Genomic DNA, 21300 nt, shown 5'->3' on the forward strand with positions numbered 1-21300 from the left:
CATGGTGTGAGCAGCCTCGCTCTGTGTCGTCGTTTTCACTGCGATCGGTGTCGGGTCAGGTGGTGCCGATGACGAGGGTGCTGCGGGCGGCCTCGACGACGTCGTTGGTGATGACGTCGAGCTCGTTGATCTTCAGGACGCGTTGGATCTGAGGGAGGAGGCGCTCAAGGAGCCGGAAGTTGCCGCGGGTGATGCGTTCGACGGCGGCGATGGCTTGCGCGTCGGTGAAGTCGTCGGGGTCGAGCGTCTTGCCGAGCTTGCGCCATTGACGTTCGAGGACGAAGAGCAGCTCGTCGTGGCCGAGCGGACGGTACTGGTGGGCGAAACCGAGGCGGCTGTAGAGCTGCGGGTAGTGGCTGAACTGCTTCTCGATGCCGGGCATGCCGATGAGGATCATCGCTATGCCGGTGCGGTCGTACTGGTCGCGGAGCCACTCGATCGCGTTGCCGGTGAGGCGTTCGGACTCGTCGATGATGATCAGCTCGAGCAGGGACGGGTTGGGGCCGTGTGCGTGGTCGAAGTGGCGACCCTGGAGCAGGAGGTGTTCCTCGATGCAGCGTTCGGTGCGGAGCATGTCGTGCCGGAGGTCGTCCTGCAGGGCGCGCATCGTGGCGGAGACCTCGGGCGTGTAGAAGACGGTGCGGGCTCGGTGGGCGGCGGCGTAGATCTTCGTGTCGTCTTCGCTGCGTGCGGCCCATCTGGCGATGAACGGGCCGATGCTGTCCCAGTGGGCGTAGCGGCGTGCGGAGAGGGTCTTGCCGACGCCAGCGGGGCCGAAGCAGACGCCGATGGTGTTCTGCTTCCGGACGGCGTCGGCGAACTCCGCGAACCGACGGTGTTCCTTCGTGATGATGAACTGGCTCGTCATGACCGGTCCTCCTCGTAGGTCATCAGTCGCGGTTGATCCGGTGCCGGTGCGGGTGCTGGTGGGGTGTGATCATCGGGTGTGGGGCGGACGATCGCGATGCGTTCGCGGATCTGCCCGCGCAGGGCTCTTCGTTGCGCGTTCCGGGCGGCCTGGATCTGCTTGAGACTGATGGTCTCGGTCTGATGCGCGGTACTGATCGCGGTGCACAGGAACGCGTCGCGGTGAAAGACACGGATCTCGGTGACGTCGCGGGGGTCGTACCGGACGCTGACGGTGCTGCCCACGAAGGGTGCGAGAGTGGTTGCGGTGTAGCGGAGCCCTTCGAAGTGGATGCCGTCTCGTTGCACGACACGCGTGGTCGGGACGGTGAGCAGGAACCCGTCGAGCTGCTCGAGGGAGTCCGGCATTCGTGGCAGCCACCCGTCTGCGATCCACGCTTCCAGTGGGCTCTTCCGGAGCTCGCGGTGGATGCGGGCGTTGTAGCGGCGGATGAACGTGTTGATGGCACTGTCGACACCGGCGAGATCCAGCGCCGGCGTCGGCGCCGGCGCCGAGGATCCGGGTGCGAGGTGGCCGGGGAGCGTTGGGAGCAGCTCGGTGTTGATGGTGCCGAAGAACCGCTCGATCTTCCCGCGGCCCTGGGGGCGAGCGACCTGCGAGTGGATGATGCGGAGGTGCAGCACGGCGGCGGTGTCGCCGATTCGGTGGCTGGTGAAGTCGGACCCGAGGTCTGTGTAGAGCACGTCTGGGATCCCGCAGACAGGCCAGTCCGGTTCCGGCTTGTGCCAGATCGCTTGCCGGAGCGCGAGCGCGGTGTTCGCGGCGGATGGGGCGCCGAGGAACACCATGTACCCGCAGACCGCGCGGGAGTAGTCGTCGAGGATCACCGTCAACCACGGCCGTTCGGGCTTGCCGTCGGGTCCGACGATGAGCAGATCGAGCATCGTGTGGTCCGCCTGCCAGATCGCGTTGGGGCGATCCGCACGACGTCGGAGCAGCAGTTCGTGCTTGTCCCGATATGACGCGGGCCCCTCAAGCGCGAGCGTCACCATCCCGGGATCAAGCCCGTTCACGATCGACCGCACAACGGAGTACGACGGCGCTGAGAGACCTCGTTTGGTGCAGTAATTGTCGACCTGGCGGTGAATCGTGGCGATCGAAGGTCGTGGCTTGGTGAGTGCGAGCCCCTCAATCAGGCGCACCAGTTCCGGTGCCGTCCGTCGGGCGCCGTGATCGGTGCGGGTGCCGTCGGCGAGAGCCGGGTATCCGCCGGTTCGGTAGCGGGCCAACCAGCGTTGCAGGGTGCGCTCAGCGACGCCCGTGGTGCGGGCCAGGGTGGCGAGCGGGATGGCGTCCTCGACGTGCAGTCGAAGGATGCCCCACCGCTCGCTCGCGTCCATAGCCAGCTACATCGTTGGGGAAGGCTTGGTTCGTCGCGCCGCGACGGGCTCGGCGTGCTTCGCGAGTGCACGGTAGATGGTGGTGCGGCTAACGCCGAGCACGTCGCCGATCTGCGCGACGGTCATGTCCTGCTGTTCGTAGAGCCGGCGTGCGGTGCGCACCTGGTCCGCGGAGAGCCGAGATGGTCGGCCGCCGGTGCGGCCGCGGGCTCGAGCGGCGGCGAGGCCGGCGTTGGTGCGTTCCTTGATGAGGTCCCGTTCGAACTCCGCCAACGCGGCGAAGACGTGGAACACGAGCCGGCCGCCGGGCGAGGTGGTGTCGATGGTCTCCTGCAGGGACCGGAACCCGATGCCGCGCTCGGCGAGAGCGTGCAGCTGATCGATGAGGTGCCGGATGGACCGGCCGAGCCGGTCGAGTCGCCAGACGACGAGAGTGTCGCCGGGGCGGAGCTGGTCGAGGAGCTTGTCGAGCTCGGGCCGGTGTTGGAGCGACCCGGACATGGTGTCGACGAACACGCGGTAGCAGCCAGCGGCGTTGAGCGCGTCGATCTGCAGCGACGCGTCCTGGTCTGTGGTGGACACGCGCGCATACCCGAGAAGGTGACCCATGAAGAGGACGTAGCGAAACTCGACCAGGAGGGGTAGTGGCGGCACGTAGATTCTGGGACTGGGTTCCGCTACAAGACACGGCGCCTCGCACCCGGACTGAGCGCCGGTACGGATAGTTGTAGCGGAATCGTTCGTATTTGTTACGTCTGCCGCGCTCGCGCGGCGAGCCGGAGTGCTTGCACGGAACGGAGGTGTTGTTCCGATCGGTGGCGGCCGTTGGCGGGAGACGGATGTGGTGCTGCGATGACCGGAAGGAGTCGGGGGTGCTCGTCCAGGGTGAAGTGTCGCATGACGCCGTCGAGGGCAACGGCCCCGTACGTGACGATCGCAGTGAGAGCGGGGAGGGCCGCGAGCAGTGTGGCGAGGGCATGCCGCCCCTCGTCGATGTCCTCGAGTCGCACGCGGTCGGGCAGTTCCCATGGGACAAGGTTCCAGCGGACGTACTCGCCGCGTGCGAGTCCGGACTCGATACGGGCTGCTCGGAACGCGGCCGCGGTCGGGCCCGGGTTGTCCTCGCTGCAGATCGCTGCGTGCGCTGCGGCGATGGTCTGGGGGCCAGGCGACTGCATCAGGACCAGGACACGGCTGAATCTGCCGCCGGATCGTGGGTCGAAGCTCGGGACGAACCGTCGGCTGCCGTCGGGCGCGGTCCGCCACGTCTCCGCGAGACCGTTCAGCGATCGAACGTCAGCGAGTTCCTCGGGGGTACTCATGCCGGCTGTGGCGGTGCCAGCAGGGTGCCACGGATGACGGATCCGTGAAAGGTGCGAAGGGCAACGGTGATCCATGCGGCGACGAGGCTGGCGTAGTAGATGACGGCGAGGACGGCAACGACGGTCAGGCCTGAGTGCAGGGCGAGCCCGTTCAGGCCGGTGACGCAGGTCCCGACGGGGAACGTGAAGGACCACCAAGTCAGGCTGAACGGCAAGTGTTCGCGGGCAGTGCGGATGGTGATCGCGAGGGCGATGACGGTCCACAGCAGCGCGAAGCCGAGCATCGCGAACCCGTACACCAGCGCCACGACCAGCAGGGCATGCGCGGTACTCGCATCGACAACGGTGGGGGCGTTCGATGCGAGGAGGTTCACCGCGGTGATCGACTGTCCGACCGGCCCGAGGACGATCCACAGAGTCGGGACCATGCCGGCGGCCCCGACCTTGTGCTGCGCGAGACGGTTCCAGATCAGCGTGATCACGACCAGCGACGTGATGAGGCTGAGGCCGAAGAAGCCGTAGCAGGACCACAGCAGCGTCTCCCGCGCCTGCCCGGCGGGGGCGTACGGCAGCAGGAGCGCACCGGTGGAGGCGGACACCATCGGCGGGACGATCGGCATCAGCCAGCCGCCGAACGCGGAGTCGGGCTTGTTCTCGTGGCGGGTGAACGCCAGGTACGGCACGAGCACTGCCGTGAGCAGTCCTCCGATGGTGCCGATGGTCCACAGGACCCAGTCGATGGTGACGGCGGCGGGCAGGCCGACCCAGTCCTTGCCGAGCAGGAGTGTCCCGGCGCCGACGGTGAGGAACGCCATCGGTGGTGCGCCGTAGAAGTGCGAGATCACCGGGTTGAGCTGGTGCCCGGCTGCAGTGCTCCGGTAGCGGATCCAGTGCAGCACCGTCGCGGTCGTGAGGGCGACGAGGAGCACCGCGGCGATCGCCCACACGACCGTCGCCGCGAGGCGCAGCCCGGGGAACTGCAGCGGCAGTGACGCAGCTGCGACAGCGACGATCCCCGTGCCCATGATCGACGCGAACCAGTTCGGTGTGAGATTCGACACGATCAGGCCTGGCCGCTCCAGGTCACGGAACAACGCCGTCTGCGGCCGTTGGGGCAGCTGGCTACCGTTCGCGGGTGCAGGGTCCGTGCGGAGCGTTGTCATGGGCCAAGCCTGCGCGAATCCTGCCTCTGGCGGTACCCAGAACCTCTTGGCAGGGCACAATCAATGATTGTGGCACTACGGCGACTCACGGACCGAACCCTCGACCTCGACACACTCGACGTGCTCGCACGCGTCGCCGAGACCGGCTCCCTCTCCGCTGCCGCTGGAGCGCTCGGCGTCACGCAACAGGCAGTGTCTGCTCGGATCCGGGTCGCCGAGCGCATGGTCGGTCACTTGTTGGTGCACCGCTCGACCACGGGGTCGGTGCTGACCGAGACCGGCAGGCTCGTCGTCGGGCTGGCCGGACCGGTCCTCGACGCGTCTCGCCACCTCGAAGCAGGAGTGGCTGCGCTGCGGACTCCCACGGGTTCGCTCGTCGTCGCAGCGTCACAGACGATCGCGGAGCTGCTGCTGCCGGGCTGGCTGCTCGAATTCCGCCGCCGCGAACCCGACGTGCGGGTGCGCCTGATCGCGGGCAACTCCGCCGCGGTGACGGACCTCGTGCAGTCGGGTGGCGCGAACCTCGGGTTCACGGAGACCCCGGTGACGGCGGCAGGTGTGTCCGCGCAGGTGATCGCGGACGATGAGCTCGCGGTCGTCGTTGCGCCGGAACATCCCTGGGCTCGGTCGACCGGGATCACTGCGGAGGTCCTGGCGGCGACGGCTCTGCTCCTGCGGGAAGAAGGTTCCGGAACTCGCGCGACCCTCGCCGCATGGCTCAGGGAGGCCGGTTTGAGCATGTCGGTTCCGGCCGCGGTGCTGGAGACCACGAGCATCATCCGGGCGAACGCGCAGGCTGGAATTGCACCGGCGGTGATGAGCCTTCGCACGGTCGCCGCCGACATCAACGACGGGTCGCTGGTGCGGGTCCCGCTCGCTGGGCCGCCACTTGCCCGGCCGTTGCGGGCGATCTGGTCGGGAGAGCCTCAGCCAGCTGGTTCTGCTTTCCTGCGCGTCGCCCACGAGGTGACCGGTCGGGGTCAGCGCAGCCCGTAGGGCAGCTCCGGATTGTTCTCCGCGATCTCGGTGAGCCGGTTGTACTTGGCGACGCGTTCTCCGCGGGCGGGTGCGCCGGACTTGATCTGTCCGGTTCCGGTGCCGACGACGAGGTCCGCGATGAACGTGTCGGTGGTCTCGCCGGACCGGTGCGACACCATGCTCCGCATCCCGAGCGAGCGTGCGACGCCGATCGCGTCGAGGGTCTGGGAGACGGTGCCGATCTGGTTCGGCTTGATGAGCGCCGCGTTCGAGAGCCCGTCCTTCCCACCGTCGCGGATGCGCTGCGGATCGGTGACGTAGAGATCATCGCCGACGATCTGGAGCATGTCGCCGAGCGCGAACGACATCGCCTTCCAGCCGCCGTGGTCATCTTCGGAGAAGCCGTCTTCGATGCTCCGGATCGGATACCGGCTGATGAGGTCGCGGTAGTAGTCGACCATGCCTGCGCGGTCGAGCCGGCGGTCCACGACCCGGTAGCTACCGTCACCGAGCGCGAACTCGTTCGCCGCCGGGTCGAGTGCGATCGCGACGGTGTCCACGCCGGGCTCGTAACCGGCGGCACTGATCGCGGCGACGAGGAGGTCGAGGGCCTCCTCGGGCGCGGCGATCGACGGGGCGAAGCCGCCTTCGTCCCCGAGACCGAGACTGCCGAACCGTTCCCGGACCAGTGCCGCCAGCGCGTGGTAGACGTCCGATCCGATCCGAACCGCGTCGGTCATGGTCTCGGCGTTCACCGGGGCGATCATGAACTCCTGGAAGTCGAGCGCGTTCGCTACGTGCGCTCCGCCGTTGAGCACGTTGAAGTGCGGGACGGGCAGGCGGGGCGTGCTGCCGGTGACGTCTGCGATCCAACGCCAGAGCGGCAGCTCCGCTGCGGCGGCGAGAGCGCGTGCCATCGCGATCGAGGTCGCGACGACACTGTTCGCGCCGAGCCGGCGGTGGTTCGGGGTGCCGTCGAGGGCAGCGAGGGCGGCGTCGGCCTGCCCGATCGAGGTCCACGACTGGCCGGTGATCATCGGTGCGACGTCCGTCGTGATGAGGTGCAGTGCCTGGCTCACGTCGCGGCCGCCGTAGCTGCTGCCGCCGTCGCGAAGCTCGACAGCCTCATGCGCGCCAGTGGATGCGCCTGCGGGGGCGTCACCGGTGACGACGGTGCCGTCCTCGAGCTCGAGACGCACCTGGATCGTCGGGTAGCCGCGGGAGTCGAGGATCCGGGAGCCGTGCAGGCTGCTGATGGTGACGGGGCGGCTGGTGTGGGTCACGTACTCGCCCTGATGGTGGGTGGTGTGGTGGACGTTGCTGATGTAGTCGTTCACGGCGGTTGTCGCCTTTCGGGTTGGTCGTGCGGGTGTGGGCCGCGGGGAGGCGGAGGGACGACCTCCTGGCGATCACTGGGCGCCAGTTGCCTCCCCACGGCGGTTCAGGGCGCGCACTGGATGGTGTCGGGTGCGCGGGTGCCGGTCAGGGGTGCGGGGTGAACCGTTCCTGTGCGGCGCGGATGATGGCTTCGGCGTCGACACGGTTCGCCCACCCGTTGGTGGTGACGTGCTTGCCGTGCTCGATCTCCTTGTAGTGGGCGAAGAAGTGCTCGATCTCCGCCAGGACCGGCTCGGCGACGTCGGAGATGTCCTGGACGTGGTCGAAGCGGACGTCTCCGGCGGGGACGGTGAGGATCTTGTCATCGCCGCCGTTCTCGTCGACCATGCGGAGCATCCCGACCGGGCGGACGTCGATGACGACGCCGGGGAACGTGGGCCGGGGCAGCAGCACGAGCGCGTCGAGGGGGTCGCCGTCATCGCCGAGAGTGTCGTCGATCGAGCCGTAGTCCTGCGGGAACACCATGCTGGTGAACACCGCCCGGTCCAGGCGGATCCGTCCGGTGGCGTGGTCGACCTCGTACTTGTTGCCGCTGCCGCGGGGGATCTCGATCGTGATGTCGAAGTGCATGAGCTGTTCGTCTCCCAGTCGGATGGTCAAGTGAGGGTGCCGAGGGTGACGCCCCCGGCGGCTGCGGCGACGGAGACGACGAGCATCCCGAGCCCGTTCACGGCAGCCGCGGTGGTGCGGCCAGTGCGTGCGAGGCGGACGGTCTCGAAGCTGGCGGTGCTGAACGTGGTGTAGCCACCCATGAGCCCTGTTCCGAGCACCGCGACGGGGGTGGCGCCGAGGTGACCGGCGGCGCCGGTGATCAAGCCCAGCAGGAACGAGCCGGTGATGTTGATCGTCAGCGTCCCGACCGGGAGCCGGAACTGCCGACCCCGGTTGATCGCACCATCCACGAAGAACCGTGCGGCCGCGCCGACACCGCCAGCGACCGCGACGCTGAGGAAGGCCAGGGCGCTCATGATGTGGCCCCGTTCGGTCGGACCAAACCCGCGATCGCGAGGCCGCTACCGGTGGCGATCGCGCCGGCGAGGACCGTCAGGAGCGCGTACCCGGTGCCGGCCAACCCGCGGCCAGCGAGGAACAACACCGCGGTGCTGGTCGCGAGGGTGCTGTAGGTGGTGAACCCGCCGAGGACACCGGTTCCCAGAAGCAGGCGCAGTGTCCGGCGGCGACCCTCGTCAGGTCCGCGATGCGCGAGGTGTTCCAGCAGCACACCCAGTAGGAGCGCGCCGGCGATGTTGATCCAGAAGATCGCCCAGGACACCTCCTGCTGAGCGGGGAAGGCGGTGCTGAGTCCGTCGCGTGCGGCGGTACCGATGGCGCCGCCGAGTGCGACGACACCGAGGTACCGCCACCGCAGATGCACTGGCCGGTCGATACGTTCCGGGTCGTTGGCGTCGATGTCTGGGTCGGGCGGGAGCTGCCCATCGGGCAGGTGCGTGTCCGTTCGGGAGGTCATGTTCCACCTTCCGCAGCGACCGCTGCCGCTGCTGCTCGTGCTGCCGGATGCAGGTACTCCCCACCCCGCGGACAGAACCCACCGTCGCCGTCGAACCGGTAGATCAGGGGTTCGCCCGTGGGGAGGTTCAGGTCCGCGAGCTCACCGTCAGTTAGGCCGTCCATGCAGGCACACAGTGCCCGCAGTGAGTTGCCGTGCGCGACGACGAGCACTGTCTGCCCGTCGCGGAGTGCCGGGGTGATGCTGTGCGACAGGACGGGTTGGACCCGGCGGATGACGTCGGAGAGTGTTTCGGTTCGACGAAGTGCCGCCCACGGCAGTCCACGAAGCGCCGGCGTCCGCCGGAGCGCCAGCCACGCGCGGATCGACATGCGTGGTGGCCGTCCCGTGCGGGTCCGACGAACAGCGAAGAACTGCTCCGCCCCCAACGCCGCTTGCGCATTCTGCTTGGACATGCCGGTGAGGGCGCCGTAGTTCCGCTCGTTCAACCGCCACGTCGACTCGATCGGCGCATCACGTCCGAGGACGTCGGTGACGAGCTCCGCCGTGTGGAGCGCCCGCTCGAGCGTCGACGTGAGCACGAGGTCCGGTCGGATGCCGGCATGCAGAAGTAGCAACCCAGCCCGATTCGCTTCGGCGCTGCCCTGTTCGGTCAGCGCGACGTCTCGCAAGCCGGTGAAGGTACCGGCAGCGTTCGCAGTGCTCTGTCCGTGGCGGAGCAGAACAAGCTGGCCGGTCACGGGGTGTCCAACGGCAGTGGGGCATCGAACCCGACCGGATCAACGGGCACTACGAGCACTGAACGGTGCTGCTGATGGGTCAGCCGTACCGCGACCGACCCCGTGAAGAACTCCGCGATTCGACCCGCTCCCGTCCTGGCCCCGACGACCAGCATCGCCGCGTCGCGGTCTTCGGCCACCTGCGACAGTGCCCGGCTCGGATCCCCGACACCCGGGACGAACGTGACGTCGACGCCGTAGGTCGTTGCGGCAGCACGTACTGCCGCCTTGTCACTGTCCGACAAGCCCTGCGGTGTCGTGTCAGCGGTGTCAGGGTCGATCGGTTCCACCATCACCGACCCGTCCGAGCGCGTACCGGCATCGAAGAGCGATGCATCCACGCTGACGCACACCAGCGTCGTACCGAAGCGCCGCGCGATAGACGACGCAACCTCGATGACCCCCGGAGCGAGGCCGGGCAGGACGCCGACGACGACCGGTCCGGAACCGATTGGTGCTGTCATGACACTCCCTACCTCAGGCGCGCAGAAGCGCGACCAGCTGAGATAGGGACTGTTGTCGACAACTGTCGAGGTTGGGTCCGGCAAGCCCCACTACCGGGTCCGAAGACACCACCATTATGCACCCGAACCCCAAGTCACGCGGGCCGTCTCGCGCACCCGCGACGTCCCGACACCGAAGGAAGCGATTCCGACGACACGGAGCGAAGCTGCCCACACCATGGCCCGTGTCCGAGACCTATGTGCTGCCAGGTACGTCCGAGGTACAGTTCTGCCATGGCATCCGTCGGCTACGCCCGCGTCTCCACCCAAGAGCAGAACCTCGACGCGCAAACCGACGCCCTCGCAGCGGCGCACTGCGACAAGGTGTTCGTCGAGCACGCCTCCGGGGTCCTCGCGAAACGGCCCGCCCTCGATGACGCGCTCGATTACCTCCGCAAAGGCGACACCCTCGTCGTCACGAAACTCGACCGCCTCGGCCGCTCCGTCCGCAACCTGAAAGAAATCGCCGACGGACTCGAACGCCGAGGCGTTGGCCTCAAAGCCCTATCGCAGGGCATCGACACGACCACCCCCGGCGGCCGCCTGTTCTTCCACATGCTCGCTGCCATCGCGGAGTTCGAGCACGACCTCATCGTCGAACGCACAAGGGACGGACTCGCCGCCGCCCGAGCCCGCGGCCGAAAAGGCGGCGGGCGCTCCAAGATGACCGCCACGAAGGCGAAACAGGCCCGAGCGATGTACGACGAGAAGACCTACACGGTGCAGCAAATTGCCGACACCTTCGGCGTCTCGCGCGGCACCATCTACCGACACCTCGAGGAAGACGCCACCTCCAGCTAGCCGAGGACTTTCTTAGCTCACGAGCGTTCGTAAAAGCCGCAAGTGGGTCCGGCTGAGATTGCCATGGTGGGTCCCAAATACCTTGACATAGTCACGGCCGGGCAGATTCGTGGAATGCGGGTGAAATCGGCCCAGCGCGCTTGGATTATCAGTTTTTGACGGGGCGAACGCAGTGGCCGAGTCCGGACTGAAGCAGCGCCTGCGCGGCGGTCTCGCCGTAAGCGAAGAGCGCCGAACCGGTGCCGGGGTTGCCTTTGACCTTGCCCGTCCGTCCTTCGATGAAGGGAATGCGGCGGGCCATGAAGCAGACGAGGGTGGCCTTCGCGAGGGCGGCCTGGAACCACACCGTGTCGGTGCGGTTGAAGACGAGTCCGATGCCGTCGCCATGGTCGGCGAGCTTCAGCATCCACGTTTTCACGTCCGAGTACGGCGGATTGACGAACACTGTGCCGAACCACGAGGAGGTGAGTCCGTCGTCGTGGATGGTGTAGTGGTGGCGGGCCGGGACGTAGGACCGGTCGGCGCCGGGCGAGCAGGGGTCGAGGTCGAAGGTCAGCCCGATGCTCGTGAAGATGGACGGCGGGGTGAACCATTCGTCGGACTTGCCGGTGGGGGCTTCGTGGGTGAACCCGGCCTTCTTGCTGGAGGCGGGCGTGGGCGGGGTGAGGTTGAATTTGTCAGTCACTCCCCGCCTATGCGGGATCCAACATGTTCGACGTAGGAAATGTCCGACCACCTTGTCGCCGGTCGTCATCGACCTGTCGAGCAGCAAGGCTTCTTGTCAGACGGGTGCACTTTTTGTCAGTGACGACCCGTCCTAACTCGCATCATTTCGTGTACCAGGCCCGTTCCAGATTCCTCATTCTCGAGAGAATTCGGTGCGTCGGACACCCTTGGGCATGCAACCGCCCAACAATTTGCCAGACGAATTCAGGGCCCACGGCGCTCGTCGTCACGGGCGGTGGATGGCCTCTCGAGGATGTTGTTCCGGAAGGCTGTGGCGGCCTGGAACTGCTGTGTTGTCGTGGCTGTTCGTTCGATGTCGAACGCGGTAATAACCTCGTCCGTCCAGCCCGGGCGAGGAGAGGTCAGAGGCAACGTCTTGTCCTGGGGGAACGTGAGCTCAAGTGTGCAGTCGTCGGCGGTGGCCGGTGTGAAGCCTGCCTCCCAGAGGTTGAGGTTGTCTTCGTGGACGTGGCGCATCGGGTAGCAGTACGCGATGACCCGGTCGAAGGCACCTTCGCGTGCCGGCGGGGTGCTTGCCCTCGGGGTCGACAGCAGGCTGAATCCGGTGCGGCGGATGAGGTGTGCTTGCTCGTCGAGGGGCGCGGGGTGGATCCACCGGGTCGTCATGCCGTGCGCACCGGGATACGTGTCGAGCGCGTAGTGCAGCAGGCCACGCCGGTTGCGGATGCGGACGTGCTCGCGGGTGACGTCGACGTACTCGCGGAGAACCTGGAGGGCGACAGAGATCGTGCTGTGCGGGACGTGGAATCGGTGGTGCAGGTCGTCCTTTGTCGGAGCCTCGGCGCTGAGGAGGAGGGTGCGGGCAATGGCGAACGCGATGAACGTCTCCCGACGGGGGGTCTCAGTGATCTGGCGCCGGCGACCGAACCGCGGCACCTCCGAACCATGCGCCCACACCCGTCCCAAGGCAACGGACGCGAGGAGGGTGCGGGTGTTCCCGGTGACGGCGCGGATGGTCTCTCCGGACGGGTCGTCCGCGATGAACAACACGACCGTGCTGGGGCCGGCGCTTTTCATGGTCTCCTCGACGCTGTTGCGCCACGTCTCGTGGTCGAGCCACCGGACGAGGATAGGCAGCAAGTCGGGGCCGAGGACTTCCGTCGAAGACACTGCGAAGACCGGTATGCCGGCTGAGGCGAGGAGGGCGATCACCGGGGTCAGGTCTCGGGCGCCGCCGAACCGGGGCGGGGCAAGGAACCACGCGCCTTCCTCCAGGCGCGGCTCTCCATCGGACGCGTCAAAGGCAGGCCCGTTCATCACGGCTGCCTCTGTCGTGGGCGGATCCGCAGGATGTGGTCCCGCAGCACGGCCATGACGTGTGCGGGCTCGAATGTGCGGGCATCGCGGGAGGTGGTCATGCGATTCGCACCCATGAGACGACCGGTGTGGTGCGCCGGACGGTCGGTATCCCGTCTCCCCTAATGTTGAGGACCATCACCAGGTCGTGACCGATTTCAAGGGCCCCCATTCTCAGCAGGGGCCGCTCGTTCTCGTCCTGGCGGAGGTTCTTCGCCGGGTCCGCGTCATCCGGGTCCGGGAAACGGGTAGCCGTCTTCTGGTCGAAGTCGATCCTGTAGTGCGACCCCGTCAACGTGACCACGAGGTAGACCCCTGTTTGCGGCATCGCCGGCAGCTCCCCGGCATCCGTGTCGTCGCTCATTTCTGGTTCTCTCGTTCGTCTCGCAGGCGCATCCATTCCGCGTTCCACCGGGCCCGTGCGTTCTTCCACGCCGCAACGTCATCAAGGGGCACATTGTGGACCGCCTCCCGGAGGGCGATGAGGCGGCTCATCGCGTCCTCATCGGTATCGAGGCGCACGATGAGCCCCCCTGCGACCCGCCGGGCGGCATCACACATGAGGTCGTAAACGACATCGGCGAAAAGGTCCGGGGCTTCTGAACGTGCGGAAAGTCGTCCTCATCCGGCATTGTCACGGTCATCCAGAGCCGTGAGAAGGACTCGGACGAGCCGGTCCGCTTCCTCCACGTAGACATCGGTGTTGGGCAGGTGCGCCTGGCTGCCGGCCGCCGTCACCCGGTATCCGAATTCCGCGTCAGCGTCTTCGATGTTGACCTGCCTGGGCTCGTAGCTACCAGGGTCGTGGAAGAAGAACATGCCGAGCATGTGGAGGCTGTCCCTGCCAAGTTGCATCGAGATAAGACGAGGCTTCACAGCGCACCCGTTTCGTTCAGCCGGTCGGTGATGCAGCCGGTTGGGCGCGAGGGCTCCCGGCTTAATCCCTGTGACCTTGTCGCCATAGGGGTCACCACCGGCAGTCGTAATCGGTAAGCGCTTCGATGACCGGGTTCGGGTCCCGGCCATCGGCAAGCCAGTCGACGGCGGATACCGGCTCGCCGTCGACGAGGGTCTCGTCCTGCGGTGTGGTCATGAACGCGTGCATCATCTCCCCGTACTTACGGCTGAGGCTCACTGGCATGGCACCAAGAACTTCCGTCAGATGCGGGAGCAGCTGCCAGGCGTCACGCCGGTCCGGTTGGCCGGTGAAGACGAACTCCCAGCGCGGAACACGCTGTTCACCGCTACGACTCGTGGCCCAAAGGCGTCCCGCTTTGATGTCGTCCTCGATGTGGCGCGGTTCGACTCGGAGCATGGCGGCCGCCTCAGCCGGGGTGACCGTGTGTTCGAGATGTCGCCGCCTGCCGTCTGCCTCCCACACGGCGGCAAGCAGTGCCGCCTCCTCGTCCGAAAGCTCCGGGACATCGAAGGGGTCGACGTTGCCGCCCACGGGGTCAACCGGCGACATGCGGGTCCCTGACCTCTTCAGGCGGAAGAGGCGGCAGCCGCTCGAGTCCCAATCCGGCACTCTCCAAGATGGTGGTTTCCGCCTGGTAGTCGGAGACGGCGGCACCGATGAACGAGTTGACCTCGATGAGCTTCGCGGCGCGACGAATCGTCGACCGCTCCAAAGCGTCCGCGTCCACAGCGTCCCGGTCGCGGAGGGGGACTGGTTCCTCCCATTCCAGGCATTGCGCCTCGACACGGGCAACTTCAGGGTCCCACCGCACACCCACCAGAACGCGGCGCTGATCCGAGTCGCGCTCGTAGATGAGCGAGCCGAAGACGAGACTGGCACGGTGCATCTCGACGTCGGCACCGGTCAGAGTCCACCCGGGCACGTCCAGAGCCGGGTTCCACTTCGGAAGCTTCAAACCCCACGGCGGGACCGGGAGCTGCAGGAGCAGCTGGTCCTTTGTGACGGTCGTGTACTTCCTCGTCATGCCGTGGCTGGCGAGGAAGGCGTTGTCGGACGGCTGGTCGTCGCGGCTCGTGCCGTCAGTCATTCTGCTTTCCCTCCGTAGTGCTGTCTCCCGACTCCTCGATGCGAGACCGTGGGAAGGCTTCGTCAGGGGCCGCGAACGACCTGTTGACGGATGCCAATCTCTCGGTAGGAATGTCCTGTTCCGAAATGAGCGACGTTTCTCCATACGCGAGGGGACGCTGGGGAGGATTCATCGCTCTGCGCGGCCCGGCTGCACCTTTGGGAACAGAAAGTCTGTGTTCCCGGCATGGACATTGATCCAGCCTTGCGCTCTGCCCTGGACATTGACTCTCGTGTAGGACTCGGTCCGGGCAGCTTGGTGCGTAAGCCGAAGAGGACCCACGACGGCTTGGCGCTCCTCCTCCATCCATGGGGCTTCGGATTGTCCGCCGGCGTAAGTGGCGCAAGCACCTCGGAGTTGCGCTGGGACAGCTGCCTCGAGTCCGTCGAGTCCGTGATGCGGGTGCGCGACAATCCGAATCGCAACTGAAACGACCATCATTTTTCTCGTTCAACACCAGTCCTCTCGGCCGTCATCCCATAGCTCTTTACGGTTACTATAGTTACCATTATGGTTGATGGACAAGCGTGGATTCGTGTCGCCGGGATGAATGGTATGTCTGCGCGCACGGAGTGGATGCAGGACCTATCCGTCCCCACTGGGGTCGAGGTGGACGTGATCGACTTTGGCTACCGTGTGACAATCACCGTCTCGGATAGCCAGGACAGAGTCACCCTCATTGCCGATCTTGGGACCGGCGATGCGGCGCAGGCCTCATCCGCCCCGGACGCCGCGCCTCTCGTCCGCTTTGGTCGGCTCATCCTGGCTCGGCGTATGGCCTTCGCTGCTGCGGAGCCGGGGCCCGTGAGGGAGCCGACGACGGAGTTGCGGGATCTCGTCGAGGCGGCGGGCGCCAAATGGATCCGAACCGACCTTGAACCGGACTAACCCTTAGTCGTGGCGAATCGTTGTGGAAGAGTAAAGGTCGGCATTCAGGGCCAACTCGAGCCTGCCGATGGTGGCGAGGTCCGGCCAGGCCCGGCCCGCTAGGACTTTCAGCAGAGTGACGTGGCTGAGACCGGCACGCAGGGCGACCGAGCGGATGCTCTGACTTCCAATCTCAGTCCGGAGCCGAACGACGAATTGCCTTGCGATCTCGGTCAGCTGGTCATCCGATGGCGCGTCCGGCCAGGGGGCGGGCGCACCCTCGATGGGGAGGGCACGCTCAGTCCTTGACACGAACTCAAGGGTAGGTCTGCGACGTCCATTCCCCCTCATGACTCACGGCGCACATCGCCGTTCGAGGCCAGCTAGACGACTAGAGGTGATGATTTGCGGGCCACACACGAACGGCACCCCCTTCGCTGACCCACAGCCAAAGACGGACCACCCCCGGACAACGGAGGCTGACCGGCCCTCACCGGAAGGCGTTGCAGGTTTCGAAGACCGAATCCCCTGACTCATCTACGCACCCAATTGAACGCCCTGATAAGTCCAGCCCGAGGTCGTTGACGCCCTGGCGGGTTCACTCCCCGGCGCTAGACGGCCGACGCCTCGCCGAGGAGAATCGCGCCTATGCTCGTTTTTATGAGCAGGAGTCTTCCCGACGAGCCGCATCCCGGCGGCAGCTTCTATGACGCGCTATGCCTGCCGGGCCAAAGGTCTACCCCGAGACCCGTCTCCAAGCGGGCAATGGTCGCAAGGTCGGGCCACGCCTTCCCGGCAAGAATGCTGACGAGCGTGACGTTGCCGATGCCGGAATCGAGAGCGACCGAGCGGATGCTTCGACCATCCATGGCCATCCTGACATTGAGCACAAATTGTCGGGCCGTTTCGCCGAGAGGATCAGACGACGGCCGTTCCGGCCACGGGGCGCTGGCAAGCTCCGCTGGCGTGGCGCGCTGCGGTCGTCCCATGCCGCAAGCGTACGGGCCAGTCGCCCGTGAGTCAGATCGGCGCGGAAGGATTTACTCGAGTGCCTAAGTCCACTGACAACTACCGGCCGAAATTGCCTGAACGCGATTGGGCAGCCATTGCCCCCTACGTACACGACTTGGTCGCGCGCGCCGAACCCGTGGTGGTCTACAGCAGTGCCGAGCTGTACCCAGCCGTCGCGCGGCTGGCACACTACGCCTTCATCAAGCACATCCCATTGAACGATGCGGACGTTCTCGCGCCGCGGACCCTTGAACGCTTCATTCAGGTCTATCTGGCGGAGTACACGCCGGGCAGCAAGAGCACGATGCGTGCCCGCATTCGGCGAGTCGCCGAGGCGATTCTCGGCGGGAGCACCTCCGACCTGATTCGGACCTTCGCTAAGACAGAGGCATCCCGCCCATACTCAGCGAAGGACATCAGCCTGCTTCGGGCCTGGGCGCGGTCGATGCAAAACGATGACCTGACGAGCTCCTCCGGGGCATTGCTGGCCCTGGGCTTCGGAGCAGGTCTGACCGGCGCCGAGATTATCCGCCAACGCATTGAGGACGTGTCCCTGTCCGAGCGGGCCGTTATCGTCCGGGGGAAGAAATCGCGCGCGGTCCCCCTTAATGGCGTCTGGGTAGAGCTTCTGACCGTGCGGCACAAAATTCTCTCGGGAACCGGGTGGGCATTCCGCACGGGTCAGCAGGGGACGAACCAGAATCTCATCACGGACTTCGTCGCCCGGTCCGGACCACAGGTACCGTTGACCACCCGGCGAATGCGCGCGACCTGGCTCGTCGGGCATCTTGATGCCGGCACACGGCTGAAGCCTCTACTTAGGATGGCGGGCCTGGAGTCTGCCGAGGCTCTCGACAACGTCCTGCCGTTCGCCGAAGACTAAATGCACGGGTCGCGAGACGATCCTCTGGAACCAGCGCGACACGCCCGGGTTGTTCCTACGAAAAGGATCCTTGAGCTGGGATTTTGCCCTCCAGATGCATCAGCCGGATTTCTCCGCGCATAGGTCCACCATGACCGACGCAACCCGACGCACCACTCCAGCCCCGACCAGCTCTTCCCAAAACCCCATCGCTGTAGCACACTCTGCTCATAGAAACGAGCACAACACGCGGTTGGTCGAGGAGGCGCTGATGAAAATGCACCGCAGCCGCACCGCGCGCGCCGAAACCTGGACGGCCATCCGGAACCTGCTGACCCCGCTGCTCGTCAGCTTCCCGGCAGCATCTGACCAGTACCGACGCAGCCTCACCCATAGGGTCGCCGCGTTCGTTCTCTGGGCGGTCATAGAGATGCACATCCCGCTTCTCATGAGCGACCTATTCACCGACGCCCATGTCCGCCGATTCGTGACGACCAATTACACGAACCCCAACACGCGCGCGGGCTACGAAACAGTCCTTCAACGCTTCGCGCTCCACACCACCGGCGAGGTCTTGGAAAGCCGCCGGGCCAACACCAGCCCCGCGGTCACCGTTTACAGCCGCCGAGAGCTGGCAGACATCCGCAGTTGGGCAGCCTCTCGGCCAGAACAGAACCGGCTTGACGCGATGACAGCCGTGGCTCTCGCTGGCGGCGCCGGCCTTCGCAGCGTCGAAATCTCCCGCGTTCGCACCTCTGACATCAGCATCAGCACGGACACAGTCTTCGTCGATGTCACCGGCAAAATGCCTCGCCGCATCGCTATGCGCGAAGAATGGACGCCGGGCTTCCTCCGAGCATTCCAACGCCGCACCAACGAGCCCTACGTCGTCAAGCCCCACATCGTCACCGCGCAGTCAAGACGCCAGCTGACCGCCGAAGTACTCCGAAACAAGAACGTAGACCGAGCCAAGCTACGCGACACGTGGGTCGTGGACATGCTCGACCGGCTCCCCATCCGCGTCATCTGCCACATCGCCGGATATTCGTCCCTCACTGCCTTGCTCGCCCGCTACGAGGCGTTCAGCAAGCTGGACGACCTCCGCATCGTCGAAGCCTTTCAGGACATCATGAAGGCGGCCAGCAAGTGAGCGTCGACAACTTTCACGAGCCCGACGACGTCTTCGACGAAACTCTCTTCGGTTTCATGCCGATGGCCGAAGTCGTCAGCGGTTCCCTCAACACCACTCGCATCGACAAGGGACTCGTCCTCCGTTGGAGGCGTCGAATCCGCCGCTCCGGCGTCCTCGCCCTCATCACCGAATGGCGAGCCGCGGATGGCGCTGGACGCTACCGCGGAGGCCGCCCGCCCACCATCAGCGACGAGGTCATCCTCATCCTCCTGTTCATTCTCATGGCCGAACGCTCAGCCATGAAAGGCACCGTCCTCGGCAACGCTCTCGGCTACCGCCTCACCGAAGCCGCTCGGGAAGCCCTCGGCGTCACCCACCTGTTCGACGGGACGAACCGGAACTGGGACCAGCTCACCCGACGCGCCATCCGGCGCCTCACCAAGACGTGGGACGCGTGGGGAGGTGGCAAAAAATGCGCCATCGACCGTAAAACCCGTGAGCAGCAAGCTGAGGCCCTCCAGCAGGACTCGGAGCGAGTCGAGGAGATGGTCTCCCGTGGCGAGAAGTTCACCTGCGCGCTCCTGCAGATGACGCTCGAAGAGCTGCCCCGCGACCTCCGCCGACACAACCGCGTCGCACTCACTGTCGACCAGACCGGACTCGAAGCTGTCTCGCAGCTCGCGCCCTGGCGTCGAGACAAAAGGAACGGTCTCGAACTGTTTAAGCGCTACGCGGATATGGACGCAGACGACCCCGAGGCCGAAGTCGAGCGCCCTGTCCTCGAACCGCAGGCCGGCCTGTACCCGAAAGAGAAGGGCGCAGCTATCAAGGACTCCGCCGACGCGAAAGTGTGGGTGGCAGCGGACTGGCAGATGGCATTCATGGGCAACGTGGTCCTCGGCGTCTACGAACACCCTGACACGGACAACACGCTCGCACCGCCTCAGCTCATCCTCGCCGCCAGCCTCGGCACGCCCAACAAGCGCATCGCCGAGCACACCATTGCCCTCATCGACATCATCCTCGGACGCGGCGCCACCATCAGCCGACTCTCCTTCGACAGGGGCTACAGCCAGCTGACCGTCGAGAAGTTCCACCAACCGCTCCGCGAACGTGGCATCGAAGTCGTCAAGGACTACAAGGACGGACAAAAAGGCATCACCAACGGATACGGCGGTGCCCACTTCGTCGAAGGCGACTGGTACTGCGCCTCAACCCCCAAGGAGCTGCTCGAAGCCACAGTCCGCTGGGACACCGGCATCATCACCGAAGCGGAGTGGATGCGCGATATCGACCTCCGTCAGGCATTCAAGCTCCACATCAAGGACCGGCCCAACGACTCAGCCGTCAAATACCAGTGCCCGGCTCTTGGCGACTCCGCCACGGTGGATTGCCCACTGCGCCAGCTGACGAAAAAGGCGTTGCAGAAAGACGACCTCCCCTCCGTCAGCCCGAGTCACATCGAGGACCCCGAGGTGACCGTCTGCTGCCAGAAGTCCATCAACATCCCCATCACCGAATCGGAAAAAGAGAGCGGACAGAAGTTCTCCTACGGCACCCGCAAGCACAACCGGGTCTACAAAGCAGACCGAGCCAGCAGCGAGTCCTCCAACGACGTTCTCCACAACGACGCTTCCATCTACTCCAACCCGACCAACCGTCCCATGCGTGGCCTCGCCGTCGCACAGCTCGTCTGGGCCCTCATGGTCGTAGCTCACAACATGACCCGCATCGCCGAATACATGCATGAACGCTTCAAGCTCGAGCAGAAAAACACCGCCACTCAAATTCGAAGCGGCACCGCCCCCGAAATGCCGAAACCAGGAAAGCGCGTCAAACCACCCACGCGACTGCGCGACCGCGCCAACCGAAGCCACTACAAACGGAACTACAAGCGGCGCCCGACCATCGTCGTCATAAGGTCCTAGACCTCCCCCTCACCGAACCGAAAACCCTGCAAGCCAGGGTGTAACCGGCGTGCCCCGAAACTCGGAGAAGACGCCCGTTCAGCTCCAACCGCACTCAGAAGGCCTCGGCGAGCCCCAAAACAGGGCCGCCGGGGCCTTCCTGCGTTGAACGCTCAGGCCGCACCGCCACCTCACGCCGCAACAGAGCCCAGAATGCACGAAAGCCCCCGGGAACAACCGGGGGCTTTTCATTCGGGTCGAGATACGTCATCGTTTTCGATGAGATACGTCATCGACCCCAGTGCGGAGCCGGTGGGATTTGAACCCACGGTGCCCAAAAAGGGCACTCCACCTTAGCAGGGTGGTGCACTAGGCCGAACTATGCGACAGCTCCTTGACGCCCGCTTCGCGAACGCACGGCCTCCACTATACCGGGTGCCGAGTGCGAACCGAGCCCATCGGATCCTCGGAGCCGTGTCCGCACTTATGCCCACAAATTTGCCCCCCGATTTGGGTGCGATTGTCCCCTTGTCCTCCTTTATGCGGACCCATAGAGTCTTGGTTACCAGCTGTTCACCCCGATGGTGAACCCCAAGGCCATGACCGCCCGAATCGGTCGAGGCCCGCCAGAACGGCTGGTTCGCTCAGCAACGATGCTGTCGGCGCATAGCGCCCTGCGAGGCCGTTCACCCCTGATCTCGGCCTCGCAGGGTCTTCGCTCCCGTCTTCCCCGGGCGGTTGAGTGAGACACCG

At 65.8% G+C, this 21300-nt stretch carries 23 protein-coding genes and 1 tRNA gene; 6 read left to right on the forward strand and 18 right to left on the reverse strand.

The window, feature by feature from the left end; all coding sequences use genetic code 11:
- Positions 1 to 55: 55 nt before the first annotated feature.
- The 5 genes from ASF54_RS08310 to ASF54_RS08330 form a co-directional block, all read right to left on the reverse strand.
- Positions 56 to 868: an AAA family ATPase gene (locus tag ASF54_RS08310; protein WP_055960810.1), complete on the reverse strand. Its 813-nt coding sequence runs from the start codon at positions 866 to 868 to the stop codon at positions 56 to 58.
- Positions 865 to 2268: a Mu transposase C-terminal domain-containing protein gene (locus ASF54_RS08315; RefSeq protein ID WP_055960812.1), complete on the reverse strand. Its 1404-nt coding sequence runs from the start codon at positions 2266 to 2268 to the stop codon at positions 865 to 867. Before ASF54_RS08315 ends, ASF54_RS08310 begins: the two co-directional genes overlap by 4 nt.
- Before the next feature lie 6 nt (positions 2269 to 2274).
- The gene (locus tag ASF54_RS08320; RefSeq protein WP_055960814.1) at positions 2275 to 2877 is read right to left on the reverse strand and encodes a recombinase family protein; all 603 of its coding nucleotides are present in this window, start codon (positions 2875 to 2877) and stop codon (positions 2275 to 2277) included.
- A 140-nt stretch (positions 2878 to 3017) separates the two neighbouring features.
- Complete coding sequence (locus ASF54_RS08325; RefSeq protein ID WP_228506156.1) at positions 3018 to 3446, reverse strand: uracil-DNA glycosylase; 429 nt, start codon at positions 3444 to 3446, stop codon at positions 3018 to 3020.
- A 140-nt stretch (positions 3447 to 3586) separates the two neighbouring features.
- Positions 3587 to 4753 carry a TDT family transporter gene (locus tag ASF54_RS08330; protein ID WP_055960818.1) on the reverse strand — a complete coding sequence of 389 codons (1167 nt, stop codon included), beginning with the start codon at positions 4751 to 4753 and terminating at the stop codon, positions 3587 to 3589.
- A 63-nt stretch (positions 4754 to 4816) separates the two neighbouring features.
- On the opposite strand from ASF54_RS08330, the gene ASF54_RS08335 reads away from it, so the two are divergent.
- Positions 4817 to 5749 (forward strand): LysR family transcriptional regulator, encoded by a 933-nt coding sequence (locus tag ASF54_RS08335; RefSeq protein WP_208385475.1) that lies wholly within the window; start codon positions 4817 to 4819, stop codon positions 5747 to 5749.
- Here the strand turns inward: ASF54_RS08335 and eno are convergent.
- The 6 genes from eno to ASF54_RS08365 all read right to left on the reverse strand — a co-directional run bounded on the left by eno (position 5734) and on the right by ASF54_RS08365 (position 9840).
- Entirely contained in the window at positions 5734 to 7068 is a 1335-nt protein-coding gene (eno, locus tag ASF54_RS08340) for a phosphopyruvate hydratase (protein ID WP_084816046.1), read from the reverse strand. The genes ASF54_RS08335 and eno overlap by 16 nt on opposite strands.
- Positions 7069 to 7213: 145 nt before the next feature.
- The gene (locus ASF54_RS08345) at positions 7214 to 7699 is read right to left on the reverse strand and encodes an inorganic diphosphatase (protein ID WP_055960822.1); all 486 of its coding nucleotides are present in this window, start codon (positions 7697 to 7699) and stop codon (positions 7214 to 7216) included.
- A gap of 26 nt (positions 7700 to 7725) precedes the next feature.
- Positions 7726 to 8097, reverse strand: a complete 372-nt coding sequence (locus ASF54_RS08350; protein ID WP_055960823.1) for a fluoride efflux transporter FluC — start codon at positions 8095 to 8097, stop codon at positions 7726 to 7728.
- On the reverse strand, positions 8094 to 8597 hold the full coding sequence (locus ASF54_RS08355) for a fluoride efflux transporter FluC (RefSeq protein ID WP_228506157.1): 504 nt from the start codon (positions 8595 to 8597) through the stop codon (positions 8094 to 8096). The genes ASF54_RS08350 and ASF54_RS08355 overlap by 4 nt, the downstream gene beginning before the upstream one ends.
- Complete coding sequence (locus ASF54_RS08360; RefSeq protein ID WP_055960826.1) at positions 8594 to 9337, reverse strand: 2,3-bisphosphoglycerate-dependent phosphoglycerate mutase; 744 nt, start codon at positions 9335 to 9337, stop codon at positions 8594 to 8596. The genes ASF54_RS08355 and ASF54_RS08360 overlap by 4 nt, the downstream gene beginning before the upstream one ends.
- Entirely contained in the window at positions 9334 to 9840 is a 507-nt protein-coding gene (locus ASF54_RS08365; RefSeq protein ID WP_055960828.1) for a universal stress protein, read from the reverse strand. The genes ASF54_RS08360 and ASF54_RS08365 overlap by 4 nt, the downstream gene beginning before the upstream one ends.
- A gap of 273 nt (positions 9841 to 10113) precedes the next feature.
- On the opposite strand from ASF54_RS08365, the gene ASF54_RS08370 reads away from it, so the two are divergent.
- On the forward strand, positions 10114 to 10680 hold the full coding sequence (locus tag ASF54_RS08370) for a recombinase family protein (RefSeq protein ID WP_055960830.1): 567 nt from the start codon (positions 10114 to 10116) through the stop codon (positions 10678 to 10680).
- A gap of 148 nt (positions 10681 to 10828) precedes the next feature.
- Here the strand turns inward: ASF54_RS08370 and ASF54_RS08375 are convergent, their stop codons facing one another.
- The 6 genes from ASF54_RS08375 to ASF54_RS08405 all read right to left on the reverse strand — a co-directional run bounded on the left by ASF54_RS08375 (position 10829) and on the right by ASF54_RS08405 (position 14729).
- The gene (locus ASF54_RS08375; protein WP_055960832.1) at positions 10829 to 11365 is read right to left on the reverse strand and encodes a DNA N-6-adenine-methyltransferase; all 537 of its coding nucleotides are present in this window, start codon (positions 11363 to 11365) and stop codon (positions 10829 to 10831) included.
- Positions 11366 to 11610: 245 nt separating this feature from the next.
- Positions 11611 to 12537 (reverse strand): hypothetical protein, encoded by a 927-nt coding sequence (locus ASF54_RS08380; RefSeq protein WP_162237113.1) that lies wholly within the window; start codon positions 12535 to 12537, stop codon positions 11611 to 11613.
- A 244-nt stretch (positions 12538 to 12781) separates the two neighbouring features.
- Positions 12782 to 13087 carry a hypothetical protein gene (locus ASF54_RS08385; RefSeq protein WP_055960836.1) on the reverse strand — a complete coding sequence of 102 codons (306 nt, stop codon included), beginning with the start codon at positions 13085 to 13087 and terminating at the stop codon, positions 12782 to 12784.
- A 257-nt stretch (positions 13088 to 13344) separates the two neighbouring features.
- Entirely contained in the window at positions 13345 to 13578 is a 234-nt protein-coding gene (locus ASF54_RS08395; RefSeq protein ID WP_055960840.1) for a hypothetical protein, read from the reverse strand.
- A 112-nt stretch (positions 13579 to 13690) separates the two neighbouring features.
- Positions 13691 to 14191, reverse strand: coding sequence for a helix-turn-helix domain-containing protein (locus ASF54_RS08400; protein WP_055960842.1), 501 nt, complete (start codon positions 14189 to 14191; stop codon positions 13691 to 13693).
- Positions 14178 to 14729 (reverse strand): hypothetical protein, encoded by a 552-nt coding sequence (locus ASF54_RS08405; protein WP_055960843.1) that lies wholly within the window; start codon positions 14727 to 14729, stop codon positions 14178 to 14180. The genes ASF54_RS08400 and ASF54_RS08405 overlap by 14 nt, the downstream gene beginning before the upstream one ends.
- 549 nt (positions 14730 to 15278) lie before the next feature.
- On the opposite strand from ASF54_RS08405, the gene ASF54_RS08410 reads away from it, so the two are divergent.
- The 4 genes from ASF54_RS08410 (at position 15279) to ASF54_RS08435 (ending at position 20568) form a co-directional block, all read left to right on the forward strand.
- The gene (locus ASF54_RS08410) at positions 15279 to 15656 is read left to right on the forward strand and encodes a hypothetical protein (protein WP_157510083.1); all 378 of its coding nucleotides are present in this window, start codon (positions 15279 to 15281) and stop codon (positions 15654 to 15656) included.
- A gap of 1027 nt (positions 15657 to 16683) precedes the next feature.
- Positions 16684 to 17529 (forward strand): hypothetical protein, encoded by an 846-nt coding sequence (locus ASF54_RS08425; RefSeq protein WP_157510084.1) that lies wholly within the window; start codon positions 16684 to 16686, stop codon positions 17527 to 17529.
- A 130-nt stretch (positions 17530 to 17659) separates the two neighbouring features.
- Positions 17660 to 18658 carry a hypothetical protein gene (locus ASF54_RS08430; protein WP_157510085.1) on the forward strand — a complete coding sequence of 333 codons (999 nt, stop codon included), beginning with the start codon at positions 17660 to 17662 and terminating at the stop codon, positions 18656 to 18658.
- Entirely contained in the window at positions 18655 to 20568 is a 1914-nt protein-coding gene (locus ASF54_RS08435; protein ID WP_055960855.1) for a hypothetical protein, read from the forward strand. The genes ASF54_RS08430 and ASF54_RS08435 overlap by 4 nt, the downstream gene beginning before the upstream one ends.
- Before the next feature lie 283 nt (positions 20569 to 20851).
- Here ASF54_RS08435 and ASF54_RS08440 read toward each other — a convergent pair.
- A tRNA-Ser gene (locus tag ASF54_RS08440) sits at positions 20852 to 20941 on the reverse strand.
- Between the last annotated feature and the right edge of the window lie 359 nt (positions 20942 to 21300).

The organism is Frondihabitans sp. Leaf304, assembly GCF_001423105.1.
Classification (GTDB): domain Bacteria; phylum Actinomycetota; class Actinomycetes; order Actinomycetales; family Microbacteriaceae; genus Frondihabitans.

Coding starts and splice junctions, on each gene's coding strand:
- ASF54_RS08310 (WP_055960810.1), bottom strand. CDS start 868: ATGACGAGCCAGTTCATCATCACGAAGGAACACCGTCGGTTCGCGGAG.
- ASF54_RS08315 (WP_055960812.1), bottom strand. CDS start 2,268: ATGGACGCGAGCGAGCGGTGGGGCATCCTTCGACTGCACGTCGAGGAC.
- ASF54_RS08320 (WP_055960814.1), bottom strand. CDS start 2,877: ATGGGTCACCTTCTCGGGTATGCGCGCGTGTCCACCACAGACCAGGAC.
- ASF54_RS08325 (WP_228506156.1), bottom strand. CDS start 3,446: ATGCAGTCGCCTGGCCCCCAGACCATCGCCGCAGCGCACGCAGCGATC.
- ASF54_RS08330 (WP_055960818.1), bottom strand. CDS start 4,753: ATGACAACGCTCCGCACGGACCCTGCACCCGCGAACGGTAGCCAGCTG.
- ASF54_RS08335 (WP_208385475.1), top strand. CDS start 4,817: ATGATTGTGGCACTACGGCGACTCACGGACCGAACCCTCGACCTCGAC.
- ASF54_RS08345 (WP_055960822.1), bottom strand. CDS start 7,699: ATGCACTTCGACATCACGATCGAGATCCCCCGCGGCAGCGGCAACAAG.
- ASF54_RS08350 (WP_055960823.1), bottom strand. CDS start 8,097: ATGAGCGCCCTGGCCTTCCTCAGCGTCGCGGTCGCTGGCGGTGTCGGC.
- ASF54_RS08355 (WP_228506157.1), bottom strand. CDS start 8,597: ATGACCTCCCGAACGGACACGCACCTGCCCGATGGGCAGCTCCCGCCC.
- ASF54_RS08365 (WP_055960828.1), bottom strand. CDS start 9,840: ATGACAGCACCAATCGGTTCCGGACCGGTCGTCGTCGGCGTCCTGCCC.
- ASF54_RS08370 (WP_055960830.1), top strand. CDS start 10,114: ATGGCATCCGTCGGCTACGCCCGCGTCTCCACCCAAGAGCAGAACCTC.
- ASF54_RS08385 (WP_055960836.1), bottom strand. CDS start 13,087: ATGAGCGACGACACGGATGCCGGGGAGCTGCCGGCGATGCCGCAAACA.
- ASF54_RS08395 (WP_055960840.1), bottom strand. CDS start 13,578: ATGCAACTTGGCAGGGACAGCCTCCACATGCTCGGCATGTTCTTCTTC.
- ASF54_RS08400 (WP_055960842.1), bottom strand. CDS start 14,191: ATGTCGCCGGTTGACCCCGTGGGCGGCAACGTCGACCCCTTCGATGTC.
- ASF54_RS08405 (WP_055960843.1), bottom strand. CDS start 14,729: ATGACTGACGGCACGAGCCGCGACGACCAGCCGTCCGACAACGCCTTC.
- ASF54_RS08410 (WP_157510083.1), top strand. CDS start 15,279: ATGGTTGATGGACAAGCGTGGATTCGTGTCGCCGGGATGAATGGTATG.
- ASF54_RS08430 (WP_157510085.1), top strand. CDS start 17,660: ATGACCGACGCAACCCGACGCACCACTCCAGCCCCGACCAGCTCTTCC.